Origin of the sequence: Nocardia sp. NPDC024068, assembly GCF_040638875.1 — a bacterium.
In the GTDB taxonomy this organism is placed as follows: Bacteria; Actinomycetota; Actinomycetes; order Mycobacteriales; family Mycobacteriaceae; genus Nocardia.
The window spans coordinates 56078-78516 of record NZ_JBEZYU010000006.1 but is presented as its reverse complement, the minus strand read 5'-3'; the positions used below and the strand labels follow the sequence as shown (position 1 = coordinate 78516).

The 22439-nt window shown below is 68.9% G+C and carries 9 protein-coding genes; 8 read left to right on the top strand and 1 reads right to left on the bottom strand.

What is annotated here, in order from left to right; genetic code table 11:
* Positions 1 to 288 precede the first annotated feature (288 nt).
* From AB0F41_RS09315 to AB0F41_RS09280, 8 genes are all read left to right on the top strand, one after another.
* Entirely contained in the window at positions 289 to 615 is a 327-nt protein-coding gene (locus tag AB0F41_RS09315; protein WP_357422284.1) for a YbaB/EbfC family nucleoid-associated protein, read from the top strand.
* 137 nt (positions 616 to 752) lie between these two features.
* Positions 753 to 1058 carry a hypothetical protein gene (locus tag AB0F41_RS09310; protein WP_357422283.1) on the top strand — a complete coding sequence of 102 codons (306 nt, stop codon included), beginning with the start codon at positions 753 to 755 and terminating at the stop codon, positions 1056 to 1058.
* Positions 1055 to 2326 carry a hypothetical protein gene (locus AB0F41_RS09305; RefSeq protein ID WP_357422282.1) on the top strand — a complete coding sequence of 424 codons (1272 nt, stop codon included), beginning with the start codon at positions 1055 to 1057 and terminating at the stop codon, positions 2324 to 2326. The genes AB0F41_RS09310 and AB0F41_RS09305 overlap by 4 nt, the downstream gene beginning before the upstream one ends.
* Before the next feature lie 12 nt (positions 2327 to 2338).
* Positions 2339 to 2635: a PE family protein gene (locus tag AB0F41_RS09300; RefSeq protein ID WP_357422281.1), complete on the top strand. Its 297-nt coding sequence runs from the start codon at positions 2339 to 2341 to the stop codon at positions 2633 to 2635.
* A 16-nt stretch (positions 2636 to 2651) separates the two neighbouring features.
* Complete coding sequence (locus AB0F41_RS09295; RefSeq protein ID WP_357422280.1) at positions 2652 to 3620, top strand: PPE domain-containing protein; 969 nt, start codon at positions 2652 to 2654, stop codon at positions 3618 to 3620.
* A 25-nt stretch (positions 3621 to 3645) separates the two neighbouring features.
* Positions 3646 to 4440 (top strand): ESX secretion-associated protein EspG, encoded by a 795-nt coding sequence (locus tag AB0F41_RS09290; protein WP_357422279.1) that lies wholly within the window; start codon positions 3646 to 3648, stop codon positions 4438 to 4440.
* 66 nt (positions 4441 to 4506) lie between these two features.
* Positions 4507 to 4836: a WXG100 family type VII secretion target gene (locus tag AB0F41_RS09285; RefSeq protein WP_357422278.1), complete on the top strand. Its 330-nt coding sequence runs from the start codon at positions 4507 to 4509 to the stop codon at positions 4834 to 4836.
* 51 nt (positions 4837 to 4887) lie between these two features.
* Positions 4888 to 5202 (top strand): type VII secretion protein EsxR, encoded by a 315-nt coding sequence (locus AB0F41_RS09280; protein ID WP_357422277.1) that lies wholly within the window; start codon positions 4888 to 4890, stop codon positions 5200 to 5202.
* A 181-nt stretch (positions 5203 to 5383) separates the two neighbouring features.
* Here the strand turns inward: AB0F41_RS09280 and AB0F41_RS09275 are convergent, their stop codons facing one another.
* Complete coding sequence (locus AB0F41_RS09275) at positions 5384 to 22432, bottom strand: SDR family NAD(P)-dependent oxidoreductase (RefSeq protein ID WP_357422276.1); 17049 nt, start codon at positions 22430 to 22432, stop codon at positions 5384 to 5386.
* Between the last annotated feature and the right edge of the window lie 7 nt (positions 22433 to 22439).

Genomic DNA, 22439 nt, shown 5'->3' with positions numbered 1-22439 from the left:
GGGAACGAATCATCAACAATGACGGAACCCGCTCGGGGACTCACCCGCAAAAGGGTGCCCCGGTCCGACCCGTGGCGCCTCGGGTGGGTCAGTGCCGCTCCGGCCCGCCGTAGTATGTGCGCCTACGAAGAGTGACCGAGGTGCCATGACAACAGCTGCGTCGAGATGCGGTTCGATCTCCGGTGGGACCACCGGTCAGGGGCCTGTCGTTCCCAATCGGCATCGAACCGGCCGAATTGTCACGGCATCGGAACACGATGCCGAACCGCAGATCCGGCTGAGGTGAATATGAGCGAGGCAATGGATGCGCTGGAGGCGCGGGTACACCGTCAGTTGAACCTGATGCACGACCTGGCGGACCGGCTCGCCGGGATCCGGGTGCGGGAAACCTCACCGGACGGCGCCGTGACCGCCGAGGTCGACGGCAACGGCACACTGTGCGATCTGGCTCTCGCACCGGGTATCTCGAAGTTGTCGCCGACCGAATTCGAGTCGGTGGTGGTGGCGACCGCCCGCCGGGCCGCCCATCTCGCGATCATCCGGCGCGGCGAACTGGTCGATGCTTTCAACACCGAACTCGCCGAGTCGATGCCGGGGCATGAATCCGGCCACTGACCAGGTCACAATCCCTCCCCGCCGCGCGAGACTTCCCATCAGAGGCAAGTTCACGGCCGTCGGCGGTTCTCGGTTCTGGATACGTTGACAACGAGAATACAAATTCCCGGCCCCTAGGCGTTCAGATGACTGATCTTGTGGCGGACTCCCATATCGTGCGTGAATTCGGCGATGCCTCGGCCTCTCTGGCAATTGAGACAGCAACGGCCGGAACTGTGAACCAAGCCGCACTCATCGCGGCAGCGATCCCGGTGTTCGGTCTGATCGGTCAGGACTTCCTGGCCGCTTTCGCGTACGCGCAGGCCAACAACCTCCGGTCGGTCAGCGAGCTGGCCGCCGTACATGCCGCGACAGCCTTGACCTCTTATGAGGGTGCTGCCGCCTACGATTCGACCGAAGAAGCCTCGGTCGCCGAATTCGGCGCGATCGGCAGATCGGCATGAGCGGACCGCTCGACGAGACCGTGCTGGAATTGCTGCGCAACAGCGCGGCCGGTCCCGCGCTGGACCGGCCGGTCAACGCTGTTCTCGCGGATATGGGTCTCGGGCCGCTGCCGCAACTGCCCGCACAGATTCCGCTGCCCGAACTACCGCCGCTCCCGGCCCTGGACCTCTCGCTGATCGCGAAGCCGATCACCGATCTGGCCAGTAGTTTCGGCACCGGGCAGTTCGCCGCCGGGACCGATCCTGATCCGTCCCAAGTGTTCTCGCAGATCTCCGCCACCCTGCAGACCGCGATACAGCTGGGCGCGTCCGCGGCGCAGACCGCGATGACGTTGTGGCAGGGCATGGCCGCGACGGCGGCGGCGAACAAGGCCACCGAAGCACAACGTGACGGCGCGGCGATAGCAGGTCAGAGCGCCGGGACCGCGGCCGGCACGGCGACGGCGACGACATCGGTTTTCACGGGCGCCACCACGATGGCGGCCATCGTGGCACGCTACCTGGCCTCCGTCGCCGCCGCCGGTCCGTTCCTGATGACCGGCGCCGGGCAGCTGTTCTTACTGGCGGCCACCACCGAAACCCTGGCGGAAGCCACCGTGGTGACCGCGAAGACCCGCACCGAATTGAGTGTGGAGAGCGCGAAGATGATGGCGACGGGCGAGAAAATCCCGGTCACGAATGCGCCGACCGGTGTGGATCCGATGCAGATCGTCATGCAGCTGATGCAGATCGTGCCGACGGTGGCGGGTGCGGTGACGACCGGAGCGCGATCCGTCGCACAGCTACACGAAACCCTGAAGCCGGTGAAGTCGAGCCCCGACGGGGACCCTTCGGATCCGGCTACCCGGATCGGTGGTGCAAGTGTGCCGGGGGCAGCGCTCGCGGGCGGCGGAATCGCGGGCGGCGGCGGAATCGCGGGCACACCTGCGCAACCGTTGGCACCGTGGCCGGGGGCGCGAGCCACCGGCGGTGGTCCCGGTGCGGGCGCCGGAACACCCGGTAACTCAACGGCTTCCGTAATGAGCGGTAGCGCGACGCGCGCACCCGGGGGCGCCGTCCCGATGGGCGGAGGTCTGGGCGCTGCCGGGCTCCCCCGGGGCAGTGAGTCCTCGACAGCGGACGGCACGCGCGACCACCTGGTCAACGCAGCGCACGGCAACGAGGTCGTCGGCGCAATGGAAGGAACGTCGTTGCCGGTTGTCGGCACGGCGGAGCGGGTGTCCGAACCGCTGAGCGGCGACTCACCGGACAAACCACTGACCCTCTGACAGGAGATCGGCATGGAATTCGATCCACCTCAGGTCCGGCAGGCCGGCACCGAACTGGACGCCCTGGCCGCACGGTTGGAGGACGCACTACGGGTGAATCTGCCGGCATTGGCTGTCGAACCTGCCGGTATGGACGAGGTTTCGGTCCGTGCGGCGGACACCCTGCGAGCGGTGGCCACCTCCTACGACGACTCCGCAGGCCGAGGTGTCCACGAGATCAGGAAACTGGCCGCGGCTCTGCGTTCGCAGACCGATCAGCTGGTCCGGATGGACGAGGACAATGCCGGCGGCTTCCGGACAGTGATCTAGCAGCGGAGCACCGACGATGATCGAACCACCGATACCCGGTTTCACCGGTGTGATCTGGGCGGCCCGGCCGGCGGAAAAACTCGCGCACGATCTGGCCACCGGTCCCGGTGCGCGGCCCATGACCGAGGCCGCCGCCGCATGGTCACGGCTGGCCGCGGAATTCGGCGCGGCAGTGATCGAATACGACCGGATCATGGCCCGGATGCGGGATGCGTGGCGATCGACCGAGAGTGGTCCCGCGATCGACCGATTCGCGACGCTGCGGCACTGGCTGGTGGATACCGCCGCGGCCGCCGGCCGCAATGCCGCGCTGGCCGGCGGACAGGCAGTCGCGTACGAGGTGGCCGGTCTGGCTATGCCGCATACGGCCGATATCGCGGCCCTGACCGCGGCGATACGCAGTCTCGAACAGGTGGGGGCCGCGCTCGGCGCGCCGCTGATCGCGACAGTCGCCGATACCGATGCGGAGCAGGATCTCACCAAGGCGAACGCGGCGCGGGTCATGCACAGCTACGAATTGGCGTCCGCGTCGTTGGCCCTGCCGTGGCAGCAGGTTCAGCCACCGGAAATCGTCTCGAGTACGGCATGGGCAGCCGAACGTAGTGCGGCGCCGCCGGTAGCCGGCACCACGCTGCCGGTATCCGCTACGGCGCCGGCCGCGACCATCCGTACGGGTTCCGGAATGCCCCGAGCACCCCGGGCCCTGTCCTCCTATGAGGCGAGGACATTCACGGCTGCGACATCCTCGGCGTTACCGGTGCAGTCCTCGCCCGCGGCCGCGCCTGCGGCGGCGGCACCGATGGTTCCCGCCGGGATGAGTCCGGCCTCCGCCCTGGCCGGCGCCGATCGCGCCGTCCGGGCCGGCGTCGCCGACGAGGACACCGAGGCGGTGATGGAGATCGAGGCCGGTATCCAGGCGGCTCCGCCGGTGCTGGGCGCCGCCGAGGCGTCCCCTCATCCGGTCCCGGGAACGGGGACGTCGTGAGCCGGCACTTTCCGAGGGGGACGCGGTGACGATACTGACCAATGACGGCCTGCTGGCCGTTACGGGCCTGCTGAATGTGCAAACCCTTCCACAGGTGCTCGCAGTGGGGCCCCAGCAGGATTCGGCTGCCGCCTGGGCCGCCGCACAGAGCGAGGCGCTCGCCGGACTGCGCAGGTCGGGCCTGGTGGACGGCTACGACGACGTGGACACCGAGCTGGCCGCGGCTCTGCACGTGCTGGCGCAGCCGGAGCGGGAACTGGTGGCGCGGATCCACACCGGGGCGGGAGTCCGCCGGGTGTGCCTGGCCCGCCGTGGCGATCGGCATGCGGTGGCCACCAGGGACGGTGACATATTCGACGTGCGAACGACGTGGGCCGATGCGACGGGCGCGACGTTGGCGCGCCCGCTGCTGGATGCGCTCGGGGCCTGCCCACCCGCGGCGACACCGAGTTTCAGTGCGCCCGCGGAAGCGTTGCGGGAGCGCCTCGACGGCGCCGCCGACTCCAGCGGGTACACCCAGGCGCTGTACGAACTCGGCGTCGAGGAACGGACAGCGATCGAGTTCGGTCTCGCCCTGTCCACCTGTACCGCGTATTCCGAAATCGTCGCCTACGCCCATGGCGACGGTGTCACCCAACGTTCCGCAGGAGCGGTCGTGGTGTACGACACCGAGCGCGGCCGGTTGGTTGCCAGCCCCGGCACCTCACCGGACCAGCAGCTCTGGTCGACCTTCACGGCGGGCTCCGACCATCGGATCGCCGAGGCGGTATCCGCCCTCGTCCACTCGCTACCGGTAGGGGGGTGGGGGTGGATGTCCTAGACCACCAGCTCGGCCCGAGATCGTTGGATCTCGACGGAAATACAACCTCACGAAAGGATTCCGATAATGACAACTCAGGGTGCCGATCTCGATATCCCGTTGGTCACGAAGGCCACGGGCGCGATGTACCAGGCCATCGAGAATCTGCGGCTGTCGGTGCACGCCGTGGACTCGGCCAGCGATGACGCCCGCAGGGGCTGGAAGGGTAACGCGAGCGCGTCGTTCGCCACCACCTCGCAGGCGTGGAGCGATGAGTCCGACAAGCTCAACCGGACGCTGGAGGAGCTGACCAGGGCCACCGAAGATGCCACCAAGTCGATCCTGAACATGGATGAGGACTCCTTCATCCCCAACGGCGGCTACACCAGCTCCGGCGGTGGCTACACCAGCCTCTGATCCGCCCCGGCGGCTTTTCACCCATCTGCTCGACTGAGAAGGAATTGGACAATGAGCGGCAATACAGATGACCACATCCTGTACGACAAGCCCACGATGGACGCGCTGTTCGACGCGCTGAATACCCAGGGCAGCAAGATCCAGGGGGAGATCGCGGCCCTCGAAACCGCCAAGAACGACTTCCTCGCCGCCATGGCCAGCCAGGGCGCGCAGGAGGGGTTCACCGCGGCGTACAGCAAGGTGAACACCGAGCTCGAGGACACCCTCCACAAGCTCGATCAGCTCGCCATCGCGGTCGAGGAGGCGCTCAACCGTGCGCTGCAAAACGATAAGAATGTCCACGACGGTTTCGCGGCGTTCGCCTGACGGCCGGATCGCCATGGCCACCGCCCGCCCGTAGGGCAGGCGGTGGCCCGGCGATCGCCACGGGTCGATCGCTCTGCGTACGCGAGCAAGGTGCGGACCGAGGCCCGAATCGGTCGAGGCGGTTGCCTGTGTGGACGCCGCCTGGACCGGACGGGGCATCGAGGCGTCCCTCGCCCCGCCCCTACGGCTCCTCGTGCTGCTGGTCGATGATCTTGAAGAGGTCCTCCAGGCTCGCGTCCTCGACCTCCTCCTGGGTAACGGTGGGTACCGCGGCCACCCGCGCCTCGGCCAGGAGTTCGTGCAGACCCGCCGTGAGCCGATCCCGCTCGACGCTCGAGGGCGGCGCCGCCAGGAACGCCCGGAGAGTCGCAAGTTGCTCGTCGACCACCGAGGGCGCGGGGGTGACGGTGATCTTCGACAGCAGGAATCCCGCCAGGGCGGCGGCGGTCGGATAGTCGAAGACCAGGGTGGCGGGCAGCCGCATACCGGTCGCGCCGGAGAGGCGGTTGCGGAGTTCGATGGCGCTGAGGGAATCGAGACCCAAATCGCTGAACGCCGTCTCGGCGTGGAGCGCGCCACCCGCGGGTAGCCCCAGCACCGCCGCGATGTGTTCCCGGGTCCGGGTGAGCGCCAGGGTCTCCCGCTTGTCCGCGGGTGCGGCGGCGAGTTCGGCCAGCAGTCGGCCACCGGTCGGCCCCGCAGGCACCCGGCGGGTCCGGGTGGGCACCAGTTCCGTGAGCAGATCGGGGAGTACCCCGTCGGCCGCCCGCGCGACCAGGGTCGTGGTCTCGAACTCGGCAGCGATGACCACGGGTTCGGCGACACCGAGTGCAGCGTCGAAGAGGGCCGATCCGGAATGCTCGTCGAGCATCCGTAGCCCCATGCGCTCCACCCGGCCGATCGCGGCCTGATCCAGGTCACCGGTCATGCCGGTGGTCTGGTTCCAGGGCCCCCAGGCGAGGGAGAGCGCCGGCAAACCTTCGGCACGCCGGGTGTGGGCGAGGGCATCCAGGAACGAGTTGGCCGCCGAGTAATTGCCTTGTCCGGGCGAGCCGAGAGTGGCGGCCACGGAGGAGAACAGGATGAACGCCGCGAGGTCGTGCCCCCGGGTGAGTTCGTGGAGATTCTGGGCACCGGCGACCTTGGGCGCGAGAACCCGGTCGATCTTGTCGGGGGTCAGGGCCGTGATCGTGGCGTCGTCGAGCACTCCGGCAGCGTGGATCACCGCGGTCAGGGGATGTTCGTCTCCGATCGTGCCGAGCAGCGCGGCGACGGCGGCCCGGTCCGCGACATCACAGGCCACGACACGAGCGTCGGCTCCCAGGGCAGCCAATTCGGCGACCAGTTCGGTGACACCGTCCGCGGCCGCGCCACGCCGGGAAACCAGGAGCAGATGTTCGACCCGATGGGCCCGGACCAGATGCCGGGCCAGAATCGCCCCCAGCCCCGCGGTGCCGCCCGTGATGAGCACGGTACCGTCGCCGAGCGCACCGACCGGCGCCGGACGAGACCTCTCGGGGATGCCGTGGACGAGTCGCGGCACGAAGACACGGGAATCACGCACCATGACACGCGGCTGGTTCGAGGCGAGCAGGCCGTGCACCAGATCGGCGTGGAGTTCCCCGTCATGGTCGAGCACGACGACCCGATCGGGAGATTCCGCTGCGGCACTGTGCGCCATTCCCGCGATTGCGGCGGCGGACGGGTCCGCCCATTCTCCGTGGCGTCCGCTCGCCCGCCGGGTCGCGATCACCAGACGGGTATCGGCCAGACGGTCCTCTGCCAGCCATGACCGTATCCCGTGCCACGTGACATGCACAGCATCGCGCGCCGAGGTGGTATCCGCACCGGGGAACCATACGATCACCTCGGGCGTGGTCTCGGCAGCGACGAGTTTCCCGATATCCGAGTAGTGGTCATCGATACCGGGCACGCGCACCGATCCCCAGGTGGCCAGCGCGGCGGCCGGCCCGGTGGAGTGGGCGGGTACACCGGGCATCCAGCGCATGACCAGCGGATTGTGCGGGGACGCCGAGCGGGACACGGGTGATCCCGCGGGATCCATCCCGCGCACGGCGATCGTCTCGATGGTCAGCACGGGTGCGCCCGCCGTATCGACGAGTTCGACGCCCGCTCGTCCGTCCTGATGCCGGCGCACGCGCACCCGAACGGCCGCGGCGCCGCGTTGCCGCAGACGCACCCCGGCGAACGAGAACGGCAGTGGCATCCGACCTGCGGGCAGGCCCTCGGAGAGCAGGTCGACACCAGCGTGCAGGCAGGCGTCCAGGAGCGCCGGGTGAATACCGAACCCCCCGGTACCACCGGCTGTTTCGTCCAGCGAGACCTCAGCGAACACTTCCTGATCGCGGGTCCAGCACGCGGTCACCCCCTGGAACGACGGGCCGTACGCGAAGCCGTGCACCGACAGCCGGTCGTAGAGCACCTCGGCGTCGGAAGCCGCGGCGCCGGGCGGCGGCCACGCCGGTTCGAGCGGGCCGGCCACGGTTTCGGCGGCAGCGGTGAGAGTTCCGGTGGCATGGGTCGTCCACCCGGACGGCACACCCGGATCGCCGCCGGTCACCGGCCGGGAGTAGATCACGACACCGATCCGCCCCGATTCGTCCGGGCGGGCGGCGATCTGCAGGTCCACCGCGGCCGTCTCCGAGAGCAGCAACGGAGCCTCGATCAGCAACTCCTCCAGGAACTCGGCACCCAATTCTCGACCGACTACCAAGGCCAGTTCGGTGAACCCCGTGCCCGGAAAGAGCACCGCTCCCGACACCACATGGTCTGCCAGCCAGGGCTGTTCGCGTATCGAGAGACGGCCGGTGAACAGCCATTCGTCCGTACCCGCGAGCGCCACCGCAGCGGTCAGCAGCGGGTGCCCGAGTGCGTTGTCCGGGGTGCGCGCGGCGGGGAGAGGCCAGTACCTCTTGTGCTGGAAAGCATAGGTGGGCAACGACACCCGCTCCGCGTGGTGGCCGGTGAACACTACGTCCCAGCGGACCGGTACGCCGCTCACGTACGCCTGCCCCAGTGTGCGAACGAAGTGGGTCGTCTCATCCGCCGCGCGCCGAGTGGCGGAGGCGGCCACCAGCACACCCTGCTCGATCTCGGGTCGTTCGGCAAGACACCCCCGGGTCATGGTCGACAAGACGGAATCCGGGCCCACCTCGAGGAAACGTCGTGCGCCGGCATCGATCAGGGTCGCGATCCCGGCTGCGAACAGCACCGCCGACCGAACCTGGCGGACCCAATACCCGGGCTCGGTCAGCTCGGTCGTGGCCAGGTCTCCGGTCAGGTTCGACACCATCGGAATCATCGGCTCGTGGTAGGCCAATCCCTGCGCCACCGAATGGAACGCGTCGAGCATCGGGTCCATGAGCGCGGAGTGGAAGGCATGGCTGACCCGGAGGCGGTCGATCTTGATCCCCGCGGCGACGAGCCGCCGCTCGATCGCGGCGATGCTCTCGGCGTCTCCGGACAGGACAGTCGATGTGGGAGCGTTCACCGCCGCGAGAGAGAGCCGGCCATCGAAGCCGGCGATCAACTCCGACACCTCCGATGCCGGCACCGCGACCGCCAGCATGGCCCCACCCTCGGGCAACGCCCCCATCAGCCGGCTTCGGGCCGACACCAGTGCGCAGGCGTCGGTCAGCGACCACACCCCGGCCACATGGGCGGCGGCCAGTTCGCCGATCGAATGCCCGATCACCAGATCCGGAGCGACGCCCAGGGATTCCCACAGCCGGAACAGTGCCACCTCGAAGGTGAACAGAGCCGGTTGAGTCCATTCCGTATGGTTCAGTACTGCTGCCGAATCCGCCCCGAACATGATCTCTTTCAGCGTCCGCTCGGTGCCCGGTCCACCGTCCGCCGATTCCGGCAACGCGGCGAATTCGGCGCTGATCCTGTCCACTGCGGCCGCGAAGACCGGGAAGGACGCATAGAGTTCGCGACCCATTCCCGGACGTTGAGCGCCCTGTCCGGTGAAGAGAAAGGCCGTCTTCCCGGAAACCGGCGCACCGGCGACGAGGTTCGGCATCGACGACCCCGATGCCAGCGCGGTCAAACCGGCGATCACCTCGTCGCGGTGACGTCCGGCCACCACCGCCGACCGATCCAGCAGCGCCCGGGAATCCAGCAGCGTCCGTGCCACCGACCGGAGATCCGCGTCCGGATGCTCGTGGAGCCACTTCCGGAGACGGTCCGCCTGACCGCGCAACGCCTCCGGCGATCTGGCGGAAACCACCACGGGGACGGCATCGACAGGGCCCGCGACCTCCGTCGCGGTGACATCCTCGGGCACCGGCCGCGCGGCTCGGACAGGAGCCGGCGCTTCTTCGATGATCACATGGGCGTTGGTGCCGCTGACTCCGAAGGACGACACCCCGGCGCGGCGGATTCGCCCGGCGACCGGCCAGGGACTGGCCTCGGTCAGCACCCGCACGGTCCCCGCCGACCAATCCACGTACGGGCTCGGTTCCGCGGCGTGCAAGGTCTTGGGCAGGATTCGATGGCGTAGCGCCTGAACCATTTTGATCACCCCGCCGACGCCCGCGGCGGCGATCGTATGCCCGATATTGGATTTGACCGACCCGATGCGCAGCGGTTCGCCGTCCCGATCACGACCATAGGCGGCGATCAACGCGTTCGCCTCGATCGGGTCTCCGAGCACCGTGCCGGTGCCGTGGGCCTCCACCGCGTCCACCTCGGCCGGCGTCACACCGGCGTTGGCCAGGGCCGCGGCGATGACCCGCTCCTGTGCGCGGCCGTTGGGGGCGGTCAGGCCGTTGCTCGCGCCGTCCTGGTTGACCGCGCTGCCCCGGACCACCGCCAAGACCTCGTGGCCGAGACGGTGCGCATCGGACAACCGCTCCAGGACCAGCACGCCGACGCCCTCCGAGAAACCGACACCGTCGGCACCGGCGGAGAAAGCTTTACACCGCCCGTCGGGCGCGAGACCACGTTGCCGGGCGAAGTCCATGTGCACATGGAGACTCGCGGAAACGGTCACTCCGCCGGTGAGGGCGAGCGAGGTCTCCCCGCTGCGCAACGCCTGGCACGCCTGATGCAAGGCAACCAGCGACGACGAGCAGGCCGTATCCACGGTCACCGCGGGGCCCTCCAGACCGAGGGTATAGGCGACCCGGCCCGAGACCACACTGGACGAGGTGCCGGTCAACCGGAAACCTTCCAGCTCATCGCTGGTGACCTGATCGAAATATCCCGAATAGCAGGCGCCGGCGAACACGCCCGCGTCACTACCGCGCAGTAGCTGCGGATTGATTCCGGCGTCTTCCAACGCCTCCCACGAGGCTTCCAGGAACAACCGCTGTTGCGGGTCCATCGCGGTGGCCTCGGCGGGGCCGATACCGAAGAAGGCGGCGTCGAAATCACCGGCGGCGGCGAGGAATCCACCACGCCTGCTGTACACCGTGCCCGGGACATCCGGGTCCGGGTCGAAGATCCGGTCCAGGTCCCAGCCTCGGTCCGTCGGGAAATCGCCGGTGACATCGGAACCTTCGGCAAGAATTCGCCACAGATCTCCAGGAGATTCAACACCTCCGGGGTATCGGCAACTCATCCCCACGATGGCAATGGGATCGTCGGCCACCGAGCGGGCAGGTCGCGGAAGCGTTTGTCGCTGCCGGGCCGCCTCGCCGGTGCCCTCGGGCTCGAACAGCGAAAGCAGGTGGGCTGCCAGGGTGGTCACGGTCGGATAGTCGAAGACCAGTGTCGTGGGTAAGGACAGACCGGTGGCGGTGACCAGGCGGTTGCGGAACTCCATCACGCCCAGGGAGTCGAACCCGATTTCTTTGAAGGGTTTGTCCACGGCGAGGGACTCGGCGTCGTCATGCCCGAGGACCGCCGCCGCCTGGCCGCGGACCACGGAATACACGATCTCCGCGCGCTCCGCCGGTGCGCGCCCGACCAGGCGAGCCGCCAATCCCGAAACCTCCCGGACCCCGGCGCCGGCCCGGCGCCGAGCCGGACGAGCAAGGCCCCGCATGACCACCGGCAGATCCACCGGATCGGTCCCGGCGAGCGCGGACCGATCGACCCGCACGGTGACCTGATCGGGCACACCCGACGCCAGTGCCGCGTCGAAGAGCTCCATACCGTCCGCCTCCACCACGGGGAGGAAACCCATCCGCCGCAATCGCGCCAGATCGGGCGCGCCCACACCGCCGGTCATCTCGGTGCCCTGCTGCCAGAGACCCCACGCCATGGAGGTGGCGGGCAGTCCTTCCCGGTGGCGCTGGTGGGCCAGGGCATCCAGGAAGGTGTTCGCTGCCGCGTAGTTGGCCTGACCGGGGCTGCCGACGACGCCGGCGAGTGAGGAGTAGAGGACGAAGAAAGACAGGTCGAGATGCCGGGTCGCCTCGTGGAGATGCCACGCGGCGTCCACCTTGGGACGCAGCACCGCATGGATCTGCTCGTCGGTCATATCGGCGAACAGCGCGTCGGACAATACGCCTGCGGCATGGACGACCCCGGTCAGCGGGCGATCCGGTGGGATCGTCGACAGCACCCGGTCCACTGCGGCCCGGTCGGCCGCGTCACAGGCGACCACCTCGACATGCGCGCCCAGCGCGGTGAGCTCGGCCCGGAGTTCGGCCGCGCCGGGCGCGTCCATACCCCGCCGGCCCGCCAGGATCAGCTCGCGCACACCGTATTCGGCGATGAGGTGCCGGGCCAGCACAGCTGCCAGCCCACCGGTTCCGCCGGTGATCACTACCGTTCCACCCGGAATCGGCGGGGCCGGGATGGTGAGCACGTTCTTACCGATATGACGGGCCTGGCCGAAATACCGGAACACTTCCGGAGCCCGGCGTACGTCCCACTGCGTGGCGGGAATCGAGGTGAGATGTCCGTCCTCGAAAAGCCCGGCGAGGGTGGTCAGGATCTCGCCGAGGCGGTCGGGGGACTCGTTCAACAGGGTGAACGTGCGATAGTCCACGCCCGGGTAGCGGGCGGCGACCTCGTCGGGGTCGCGTTCGTCGGCATGACCCAATTCGATGAAGCGACCACCCCGCGGCAGGAGCCGGAGCGAGGCGTCGATGAAATCACCGGTCAGCGAGTTCACGACGATATCCACCCCGCGCCCCTGAGTCGCCGCCGAGAATCGGCTCTCGAAATCCAGGGTCCGCGAATCACCGATGGCTTCGTCGTCGATCCCCGAGGCACGTAGTACATCCCATTTACCTCGACCGGCGGTGACCAGGAGCCGCAAACCGAGATAGCGGGCCAGTTGGATGGTCGCCATACCCACGCCCCCGGTCGCGGCATGGAGCAGCAGCGTCTCGCCCGCCTTCGCCACAGCCAGATCCACGAGACCGAAATATGCCGTGCCGAATACCACGGGCACGGCAGCCGCCCGCCCGAAGGACCAGCCGGTAGGCATATGGGCGAGGAACCGCCGGTCTGTCACCGACGTGGAACCGATGCCCGGGGTGAAGCCGAAAACCCGGTCCCCGGGCGCGAATTCGGTCACGTCGTCGGCGACCTCGAGGACGACACCGGCACCTTCGGAGCCGATACCGGCCGCCCCGGCCTGCCCCTCGGTGAACTGATTCAGGGTGATCAGGACATCGCGGAAATTGAGGCCCACCGCGCGCAGGCCCACCCGGACCTGTCCCGGTCCGAGCGGCTCCGCAGCAGCGGAGCTCTCGGTGAATGCGAAATTCTCATCGGCCAGCGTTCCCGCCGATCCGGTCGCCAACTCCCAGGGCTCGCCGCGGAGAACCCTCGCGCTGCCCGGAACCGGCGCATCGTGACGACGCAATCGTGGCGCGTAGGCCACCCCACCCCGAATGGCGAGTTCCGGTTCGTCCCCGGTCGCCAAAGCCAGTTCGACATCGCGCCGGTACCCCTCCCGATCTTCGATATCGACGGCGAGGACCCGGCCGGGATATTCACTGCGCGCAACGCGCAGCAGTCCCCACGCCGCGGCGGCGACGGGGTCCACCCGCTCGCCGGACCGCGTGGCGACGGCATACCGGGCGATGACGACCACGGACTCCTCACGATCGAGCAACAGCCGCACCCGAGACCTGAGTGTGGTGACGAGTTCCCCTGTAGCGGCGGGACTATCGTGGTCGCCCGACCGCTCGGGGAGAGCGAGGACGACCACGTTCCGCTCGCCGAGGGTGACGGTTTCCGTGCCGTCGGCCGACTCCCACCGAGCGGTATCGGTAGGTGATCGGGTGGGTAGTTCGACCCAATTCACCACATGACCCGCACCGCCGGTGCGCCGGCTCGGCACGGCGAGCGCGTCCGGCGACAACGGGCGCACGACCAGGGCACCCACCCGCGCCACCGGCAATCCCGCCGTATCCGCCAGGTCCACCGTGATCACACCGTCCGGTGAGCGGGTCGCATGCACCCGTGCCGTGGTAGCGCCGGTTGCGAAGAGTGCGACATCCGCCCAGGAGAAGGGCACCTCGATCGCGACCTCACCCACCGGCCGCGCCGAATCACCGAGCATGACGGTGTGCAGTGCGGCATCCAGCAACGCCGGATGTATCCCGAACTCCCCCACTCGGGCACGCGCGGAGTCCGGCAGGGTGACCTCGCCGAAGATGTCCGCGCCACGGCGCCACAGGGCGGTCAATCCTTGGAAAGCCGGCCCATAGTGATAGCCGGACTCCGCCAGACCGACGTAGGCGTTCTCGAGGTCGATACGCTCGGCACCGGCGGGCGGCCAGACGGCCGGCTCGGGGTCCACCGCGGCCGGTTCCGAGTCCGCTGTCACGGTCGCGACGCAATGGCGGGTCCAGGATCGTTCCCCCTCCGTGGCCCGATCATCCTCGGCCGCCCGGGAATACACCGACACCGTCCGGGCGCCGGCCGCGGCCGGCCCCGTGACCACCGCACGCAACTCCACGGCCCCCGCCGGAGGCACTGTGCACGGCGTCTCGATCACCAATTCCGCCACTCGCGGGCAGTCCGCCACGACTCCCGCGTGCAAAGCCAGTTCGACCAGGGCCGCACCGGGCAGGAGCACCGTTCCGGCGACCGCGTGATCCGCCAGCCACGGCTGGTCGGCCACGGACAACCGTCCGCTGAACACCAGATCCGCCGAGTCCGGCAGGCGCACCAGCGCGCGGATGAGGGGATGCCCGGTCTCGTCCAGACCGGACCGGCGCATATCGGCGGCCGTACTCGGTTCCAGCCAGAAATGCTTGTGCTCGAAGGCGTAGGTCGGCAGGGCCACCCGCGTGCCGATCGGCGTCAGTATCCGATCGTCCACTCCGACGCCGGCACACCGCGCCGACGCCAGTGCCGTGGTTATCCGCCGAGTATCCCCTTGATCGCGGCGCAGTGTCCCCAGCACGGCCACCTGATCGGTCGACCCGACGGTCAACTCCACACCCATGGTCAGGACCGGATGTGGGCTCACCTCGATGAACGTGTTGATACCCGAGTTCCGGGCCGCCGCTATCCCCTCGGCGAACCGTACCCGGTCCCGGAGTCCTCGATACCAGTAGTCCGCGGTCAGCGTATCCGTCTCGAGATAATCCGCCGTGACGGTCGACAGGAAGGGGATCGGACCCGCCACCGGGCGCACCGGCTCCAACTGGGACAGGACGTGCTCCCGGACCGATTCCACCGCCCGGGAATGCGAGGCGTAATCGACGGGTATCCGCCGCACCCAGATGTCCTCGGCCGCACAGGCGGTCACGAATTCGCCGACCGCCGCGTCCTCCCCCGACACCACGACCTGTCCGGGTCCGTTGACCGCCGCGATCGACAACCGATCCCCGAAATCGGTCAGCCGCCGCGCCACCGCCTCCGCGTCGAGGTTCACCGAGGCCATCCCGCCGTCACCGGCGAGTTCGGCGGCCACGATCCGCGACCGGAGCGCGACCACCCGCGCCCCATCCGACAGGGACAGCCCACCGGCTACCACGGCCGCCGCGATCTCCCCCTGCGAATGGCCGATCACCGCCTCCGGTTCGACCCCCGCCGCCTGCCATACCCGGGCCAGAGCCACCATCATGGCGAACAGCGCCGGCTGCACCACGTCGACCCGTTCCAGCGACGCCGCGCCCGGCTCACCGCGCAACACCGCCGTCAACGACCAATCCACGAAAGGCGCCAGCGCCGTCTCGCAGTCGGCGATGGCCTCCGCGAAAACACCACCGGTGGAAAGCAATTCTGCTCCCATGCCCGCCCATTGGCTACCCTGACCGGGAAAGACGAAGGCCACCCGCCGGACGGCGGACCGGGCGGACACCACGTCCACACTCTCGGTATCCCGCCTGGCGAGCGGATCCACCAGCGCCGCCAGGCCGGCGAGCAGATCCGTTCGGTCCCGCCCCACAATCGCGCCCCGCCATTCCAAACCACCGCGATGCCGCAGCAGGCTGTGGGCGATATCCCGCGGATCGGCCGCCGGATGAGCCCGCACCCATACCTCGAGCCGGGCGGCCTGGCGCCGCAGCGCCTCCTCCGTGGCCCCGGACAGGTGCCACGACAGCACCTCGGTTTCGGCGGCAATCGGATCGCCGCCGACGTCGACCGTCGTGGCCGCCCGCGCGACGGGCGCCTCTTCCAGAATGAGGTGTGCGTTGGTGCCGCTGAGCCCGAAGGAGGACACCCCCGCCCGGCGGGTCCGGTTGCCGCGCTGCCACGGGCCGGCCTCGGTGAGCAGCCGAACATTCCCTGCCGACCAGTCGATGTGCGGGCTCGGTTCGTCGGCGTGCAGGGTCTTCGGCAATATCTCGTGGCGCAGCGCCTGCACCATCTTGATCACACCGGCCACACCGGCCGCCGCACTGGTATGACCGATATTCGACTTGATCGAGCCCAGCCACAGCGCCCGCACGGCGCGACCCTGACCGTAGGTGGCGATCAGGGCCCGGGCCTCGATGGGATCGCCCAGCGTGGTGCCGGTGCCGTGTGCCTCCACCGCATCGATGTCGGTCGCGGTCAGGCCGGCGGCGGCGAGTGCCGCCGAGATCACCCGCTCCTGCGCGGGACCGTTGGGCGCGGTCAGGCCGTTGCTGGCGCCGTCCTGGTTCATCGCCGATCCGCGCACGACGGCGAGAATGTCGCGCCCGTGCCGGCGCGCGTCGGACAGCCGCTCGAGTACCAGCATTCCCGCGCCTTCGGCGAAGGCGACACCGTCGGCCGCCGCGGAGAACGCCTTGCACCGGCCATCCGGCGACAAACCGCGCTGGCGGGCGAAATCGACATTGATGTAGGGGCTGCCGAAGATGCTCACACCACCGGCGAGCACCAGCGACGACTCACCCTGACGCAGCGCCCGGCACGCCAGATGCAGGGACACCAGCGAGGACGAACAGGCCGTATCGACTGTCAGCGTGGGCCCTTCCAAGCCCAGGGTGTAGGCGACCCGGCCGGCGATCACGCTCGGGGTGTTACCGGTGAGCCGATACCCCTCCAACTCACCGATGACCTGATCGACGTACCCCGAGGCCACGGCACCGGCGAAGACACCGGCATCACTACCGCGCAACGAGAACGGATCGATTCCCGCGTCTTCCAGAGCCTCCCAGCACACCTCCAGCATGATCCGCTGCTGCGGATCCATGGCGGCGGCCTCGCGCGGTCCGATACCGAAGAATCCGGGATCGAACTCCCCTGCGCCGGTGAGAAAACCCGCCCGGCGGGCATAGACGGTTCCGGCGTTGCCGGGATCCGGATCGAAGAGACGTTCCAGATCCCAGCCCCGGTCGGTGGGGTAGGCACCGGTCGCGTCCGTCCCGGCGGCGAGCAGATCCCACAGTTCTTCGGGCGAGTCGGCCCCGCCGGGGAATCGACAGGCCATCCCCACGATGGCGATCGGTTCGTCGGTCCGCACCACCTGCGCTTTCCGCGCGGGAGCGCGCCGCGCCCCGGGCTCGATCTGCGCGAGCACCATTGTCGCCACGGCGGCCGGAGTCGGATAGTCGAACACGAGGCCCGAGGGCAATCGCAGCCCGGTCACCCGGCTCAATCTGTTCCGGAAATCCACCGCTCCCAGCGAATCGAAGCCGATATCACCGAAGCGCTGATCCGGCCCGATCTCTGCAGCCGAATCGAATCCGAGGGTGCGGGCGGTCTGTTCCAGCACCATGTCCAGGGCGATTCCAGCGTGCCGGGCCGGTGGCGCCCCTGCCAATCGCGCGGCGAACGCCCCGGCGGCCGGGACCCCTTCCCCACCGGTGCCCGGCAGCTGCCGGGCACGGCGGGCGAATCCACGCAGGACCACCGGCACCGCGGCGATATCCCGCTCCCGGAGCAATACGGTCGCGTCCAACCGCAAGGCGACCGGAACCGCGACCCCCCGCGCGATCGCCGCATCGAAAAGCCGCATCCCCTCGGCGTCGGACAATTGCCCCACACCCAGGCGTTCCATTCGGGCGAGCGCGGCCCGGTCCAGGGCGCCGGCCATACCGATGTCCTGGTGCCATAATCCCCACACCAGCGAGGTTCCCGCCGACTTCGTCGAATGCCGCTGAACCATGAGCGCGTCGAGGGCCGCGTTCGCCGCCGCGTAGTTGCCCTGCCCCGCCGATCCCACCATGCCGGCGACGGAGGAAAAGGCGACGAAGGCGAGAACGTCACGGTCGCGGGTCGCCCGATCGAGGTGCCGGGCGCCGCGAACCTTCGGCGCGAAGACCCGGTCCACCTGTTCGGCACGAAGGGTCTCGATGGTCGCGTCGTCCACGATCCCCGCCGCGTGCACCACGATCAGTTTCGCGGCCGGGTCGATGGTGTCCACCAGGTCACGCACCGTATCCCACTCGGCCACGTCACCGGCGACGATCCGGACATCGGCACCGGATTCGGTCAGTTCGGTGCGTAATTCCGCGCTGCCGGGCGCCGCCTCGCCCCGCCGCGAGACCAGCACCATGCGCCGCACCCCGTGCTCGACCACGAGATGACGTGCGCACAGCGCTCCCACACCGCTGGTACCACCGGTGATGATCGCCGTAGCCGCGCCGAGCATCGGGAACTCGGCGGTGTCGCCGGAGGCCATCGGGGTCAGTCGCGGGACCAGGGTTCGCGCACCACGGAGTGCCAGTTGTGGTTCGCCGCTTCCCGAAAGGGCCGCGATCCGAGCCACCTCCAGAGGCTCCGCGGGATCCACGTCGACGAGTGCGAACCGGCCGGGATTCTCGGCCTGGGCGCTACGGGTCATACCCCAGATCGCGGCGGCCGGCGGGGTCGGCGACTCATCCGGCAAAGACGCCCCTCCGGTGGTGAGCACCACCAGCCGGCTGCGCGCCAGCCGGGGTTCGGCCAGCCAGCTCTGCAACACCGCGGCGGTCACCCGGGCCGCGGCGGTTCCCTCGTCATCGGCTACCGCAGGGTCGGCGGCCCGCCACAGCACCACATCCGGCACCCGATCGGCGGCGGCGAGCGCAGCGATCGCATCCGGATATCTTTCGGCGGAATCCACCGAGAGCGTCGCTGTTCCGAGTCCGGACCGGGGTTCGGGCGCCGCCGGCAGCGACTCCCAGCGCAACTCGTACAGCCCCGCCTCGGCCGAGGTCGCGACGGCACGCAGCTCCTTCGGGTCATAGCGCCGCATGGTCGCGGAGCCCATCGAGACGATGGGATTTCCGTCCTGATCGATCGCCGCGACCGAGAGGGTGCCGGGACCGCTGGGCACGGCCACGGTGCGCAGGGTGGTCGTCCCCCTGGGCCACTGCTCCCCGAACCCCTCCCGGTGGAAACGTGCTCGCTCACATCGGAACAGCACCCACCCGGCGTCGTCCTCGGGGTCCTTGTCCCGCAGCACCGACGCGAAGCCGGCGTGCAGGGTCATATCCAAGAGGGCGGGATGCAGGTCATAACGTTCTGCCCCCACAGCGGCGTCGGTATCCAGAACGATCTCCGAGAAGACCTCGTCACCGCGGCGCCAGACGGATCGGACACCGGTGAACGCCGCACCGAAGGTCAGTTCGATCTCGCCGGCCAGGTGTGTCACGAATTCGGCGGCGTCCAGAGGTTCGGCGCCCGATGGTGGCCATTGCTCCTCTTGCAGCCGCGAGACCAACTCCGCATCGTGCCCCACCGCCGCCGCGAGGGAACCTGTCGCGTTACCCACCCATTCCGCATCGGCCTCGGCGCGGGAATACACCTCGAATCGGCGTTGACCGTAGTCGTCGGACGGCCGCACCAGAATCTGTATCTCGACGTCGTCGTCGCCGTGCGGAACCATCGGTGCGAGAAACGAGACTTCGTCGACGGTGTCGTACCCGATTCGCTGAGCCGCGGCCAGGAGCAACTCGACCAGCGCGGTCCCCGGCAGCAGTACCGAGCCGTAGGACATATGGTCGGCGACCCAGGGATGAGTCCGTACGGAGAAGCGACCGGTGAACAGCCATTCGTCGGTGCCGGCCAATCCCACCGCACCGGTGAGAAGGGGATGGTCCATGGACTGGGCCGACGGCCCGCCCGCATCCGCATCCACCCAATACCGGCGACGTTGAAACGCGTACAGAGGCAGTTGGATTCGACTCGGATTGCGCCCGAGGAACAGCGGTGCCCAGTCCCGACTGCCACCGGCGGTCCGAAACCGCGCCAGCGCCTCGACGAAGCGATCACCCTCGGCCGGAACGGTCGCGTGGTCCCCGCCCGGTCCGGAGCGCGGCCGGCGAGCGGTCGCGATCATCGTCACAGCGGACTCGTCGACTTCGGGGTTCGCGCCGACACAGCGACCGGCCGCGGCAGTCAGCACCGCGTCCGGCCCCACCTCGAGGAAGCTTCGCGCGCCCAGCCGCACCAGGGTCGCCGTGCCGGCCGCGAAGCGGACGCATTCCCGAATCTGCCGGGTCCAGTACTCCGGGTCCTTCGCCGCGTCGCCCAGGAGGTCACCCGTCACGGTGGACACGATGGGCAGTCGCGCGGTCTCGTACCGGACACTCGTGGCCACGGAACGGAATTCGGCCAGCATGGGTTCCATGAGTGCCGAGTGGAAGGCATGCGACACCCGGAGACGGTTCACCCTGATGCCCTCGCCGGACAGTTGCCGCTCGATCTCGTCGATCGCCGTGGCGACGCCGGAGAGCACCAGCGAATCCGGATCGTTGACCGCCGCCAGGGAGACCCGGTCCTCATGATGGGCGATCAGCTCCCGCCCGCGCTCCTCCCCGATCGCGGCCGCCAGCATCGCGCCACCCGCCGGTAACGCGTCCATGAGGCGGCCCCGCGCCGCCACCAGGGCGCACGCATCCGGCAGGGACCACACCCCCGCCACATACGCGGCAGCCAGTTCACCGATCGAATGCCCCGCCAGGAAGTCCGGGATCACCCCGAACGACTCCAGCAGCCGATACATGGCCACTTCGAAAGCGAACAGCGCGGGCTGGGTGATCGCCGTTCGATCCAGCAGCCCCGCGGTGTCGTCGGCGAACATCACCTGTTTCAGGGAAAAGCTCCCCTGATACGAGAAACCCGCCGCCGCGAGCAAGGGATCGAACTGCGCACACACGTCGTCCAGCGCCGCCGCGAATGCCGGAAACGCCGCGTAGAGCTCTCGCCCCATACCGGCCCGTTGCGCACCCTGCCCGGTGAAGAGCACAGCGATCTTGCCGAGCGCCGCCTTCGCTCGGAGGGCGTCCGGGGAATCGGCGGCCAGTTCGGCCAGACCGGCCAGCAGTTCCGCACGATCTCGCCCCACCACCGCGCCGCGCCACTCCAGCGACGCTCGCGAGGTCACCAGTGAGTACGCCGTATCCCACAGATCGGGTCCGGGGTCGCCGGACAGGAATTCGTGCAATCGACTCGCCTGCGCCCGCAACGCCGCGGCCGACCTGGCCGAGAGGATCAAGGGCACGAGATCGGTCCGGGCACGGGGGTTTTCCATCGGCGCGGCAGCGGTGGCCGGCGCGTCCTCGAGAATGAGGTGGGCGTTGGTGCCACTGGCGCCGAACGAGGAGATACCGGCCCTGCGCAGCCGATCGCCCGCCGGCCAGGCCCGCGATTCCGCCAGCAACCGCACCGTGCCGGACGACCAATCCACATACGGCGTCGGCTCGTCCACATGCAGCGTTCGGGGCAGGATGTCGTGCCGCAGCGCCTGCACCATCTTGATCACGGCGCCGACACCGGCCGCCGCGGAAGTATGACCGATATTCGATTTCAACGACCCCAACCACAACGGCTGGTCCCGCTCGGTCCCGTAGGTGGAGATCAGCGCCTGTGCCTCGATGGGATCGCCGAGCTTGGTTCCCGTGCCGTGTGCTTCCACCACGTCCACATCGCCGGGCCGCAGACCGGCGGCTTCCAGGGCCGCCGTGATGACCCGCTCCTGGGCGAGACCGTTGGGTGCCGTCAAACCGTTCGACGCCCCATCCTGATTCACCGCGCTCCCCCGGACGACCCCGAGCACGGTATGCCCGGCGCGCTGGGCGTCCGACAGACGTTCCAGCACCACCATGCCTACGCCTTCGGAGAACCCGGTCCCGTCGGCCGCGGCCGCGAACGATTTGCACCGCCCGTCCACGCACATCGCCCGCTGCCGCGAAAAGGCGATCGGCAGCGACGGATCCGACATGATGGTGACCCCGCCGGCCAGCGCGAGGTCCGTATCCCCCTGCCGCAATGCCTGGCAGGCCAGATGAATGGCCACCAGGGACGACGAACAGGCCGTGTCGACCGATATGGCCGGCCCCTGGAATCCGAACAGGTGCGCGATCCGGCCGGACAACACGCTGGCGGCACCGCCGAGATAGTGATGCCCCTCCGCTTCGGCGGTCATGGCCGGTGACCCGATCCGCGGACCGTAGTACTGGTGGATCACCCCGGCGAAAACCCCGGTTCGGCTCCCGCGCAGGCCCGTGGGATCGATACCGGCGTCTTCCAGAGCCTCCCAGGATGTCTCCAGCATGAACCGCTGTTGCGGGTCCATCGCGGTGGCCTCCCGCGGCCCGATACCGAAGAACGCCGCATCGAAATCACCGATGGACTCCAGGAACCCGCCGTGGCGGGTGTAGACCGTGCCCGCGACATCCGGGTCCGGGTTGTGGAGTCGATCCAGATCCCACCCTCGGTCGGTGGGATAGTCACCGATCGCGTCGGTTTCGGTGGCCACCAGACGCCACAGATCGTCCGGGGTCCGGGCACCACCGGGGTAGCGGCACGCCATACCCACGATGGCGATGGGTTCGGTCTGTTTATCGATGAGCGCACGCAGCCGCTGTTTGGTCTCGTGCAGCTCCTTGGCTGTCTTCTTCAGGTATCGACGGAGTTCGTCGTTATCAGCCACGGGTGCA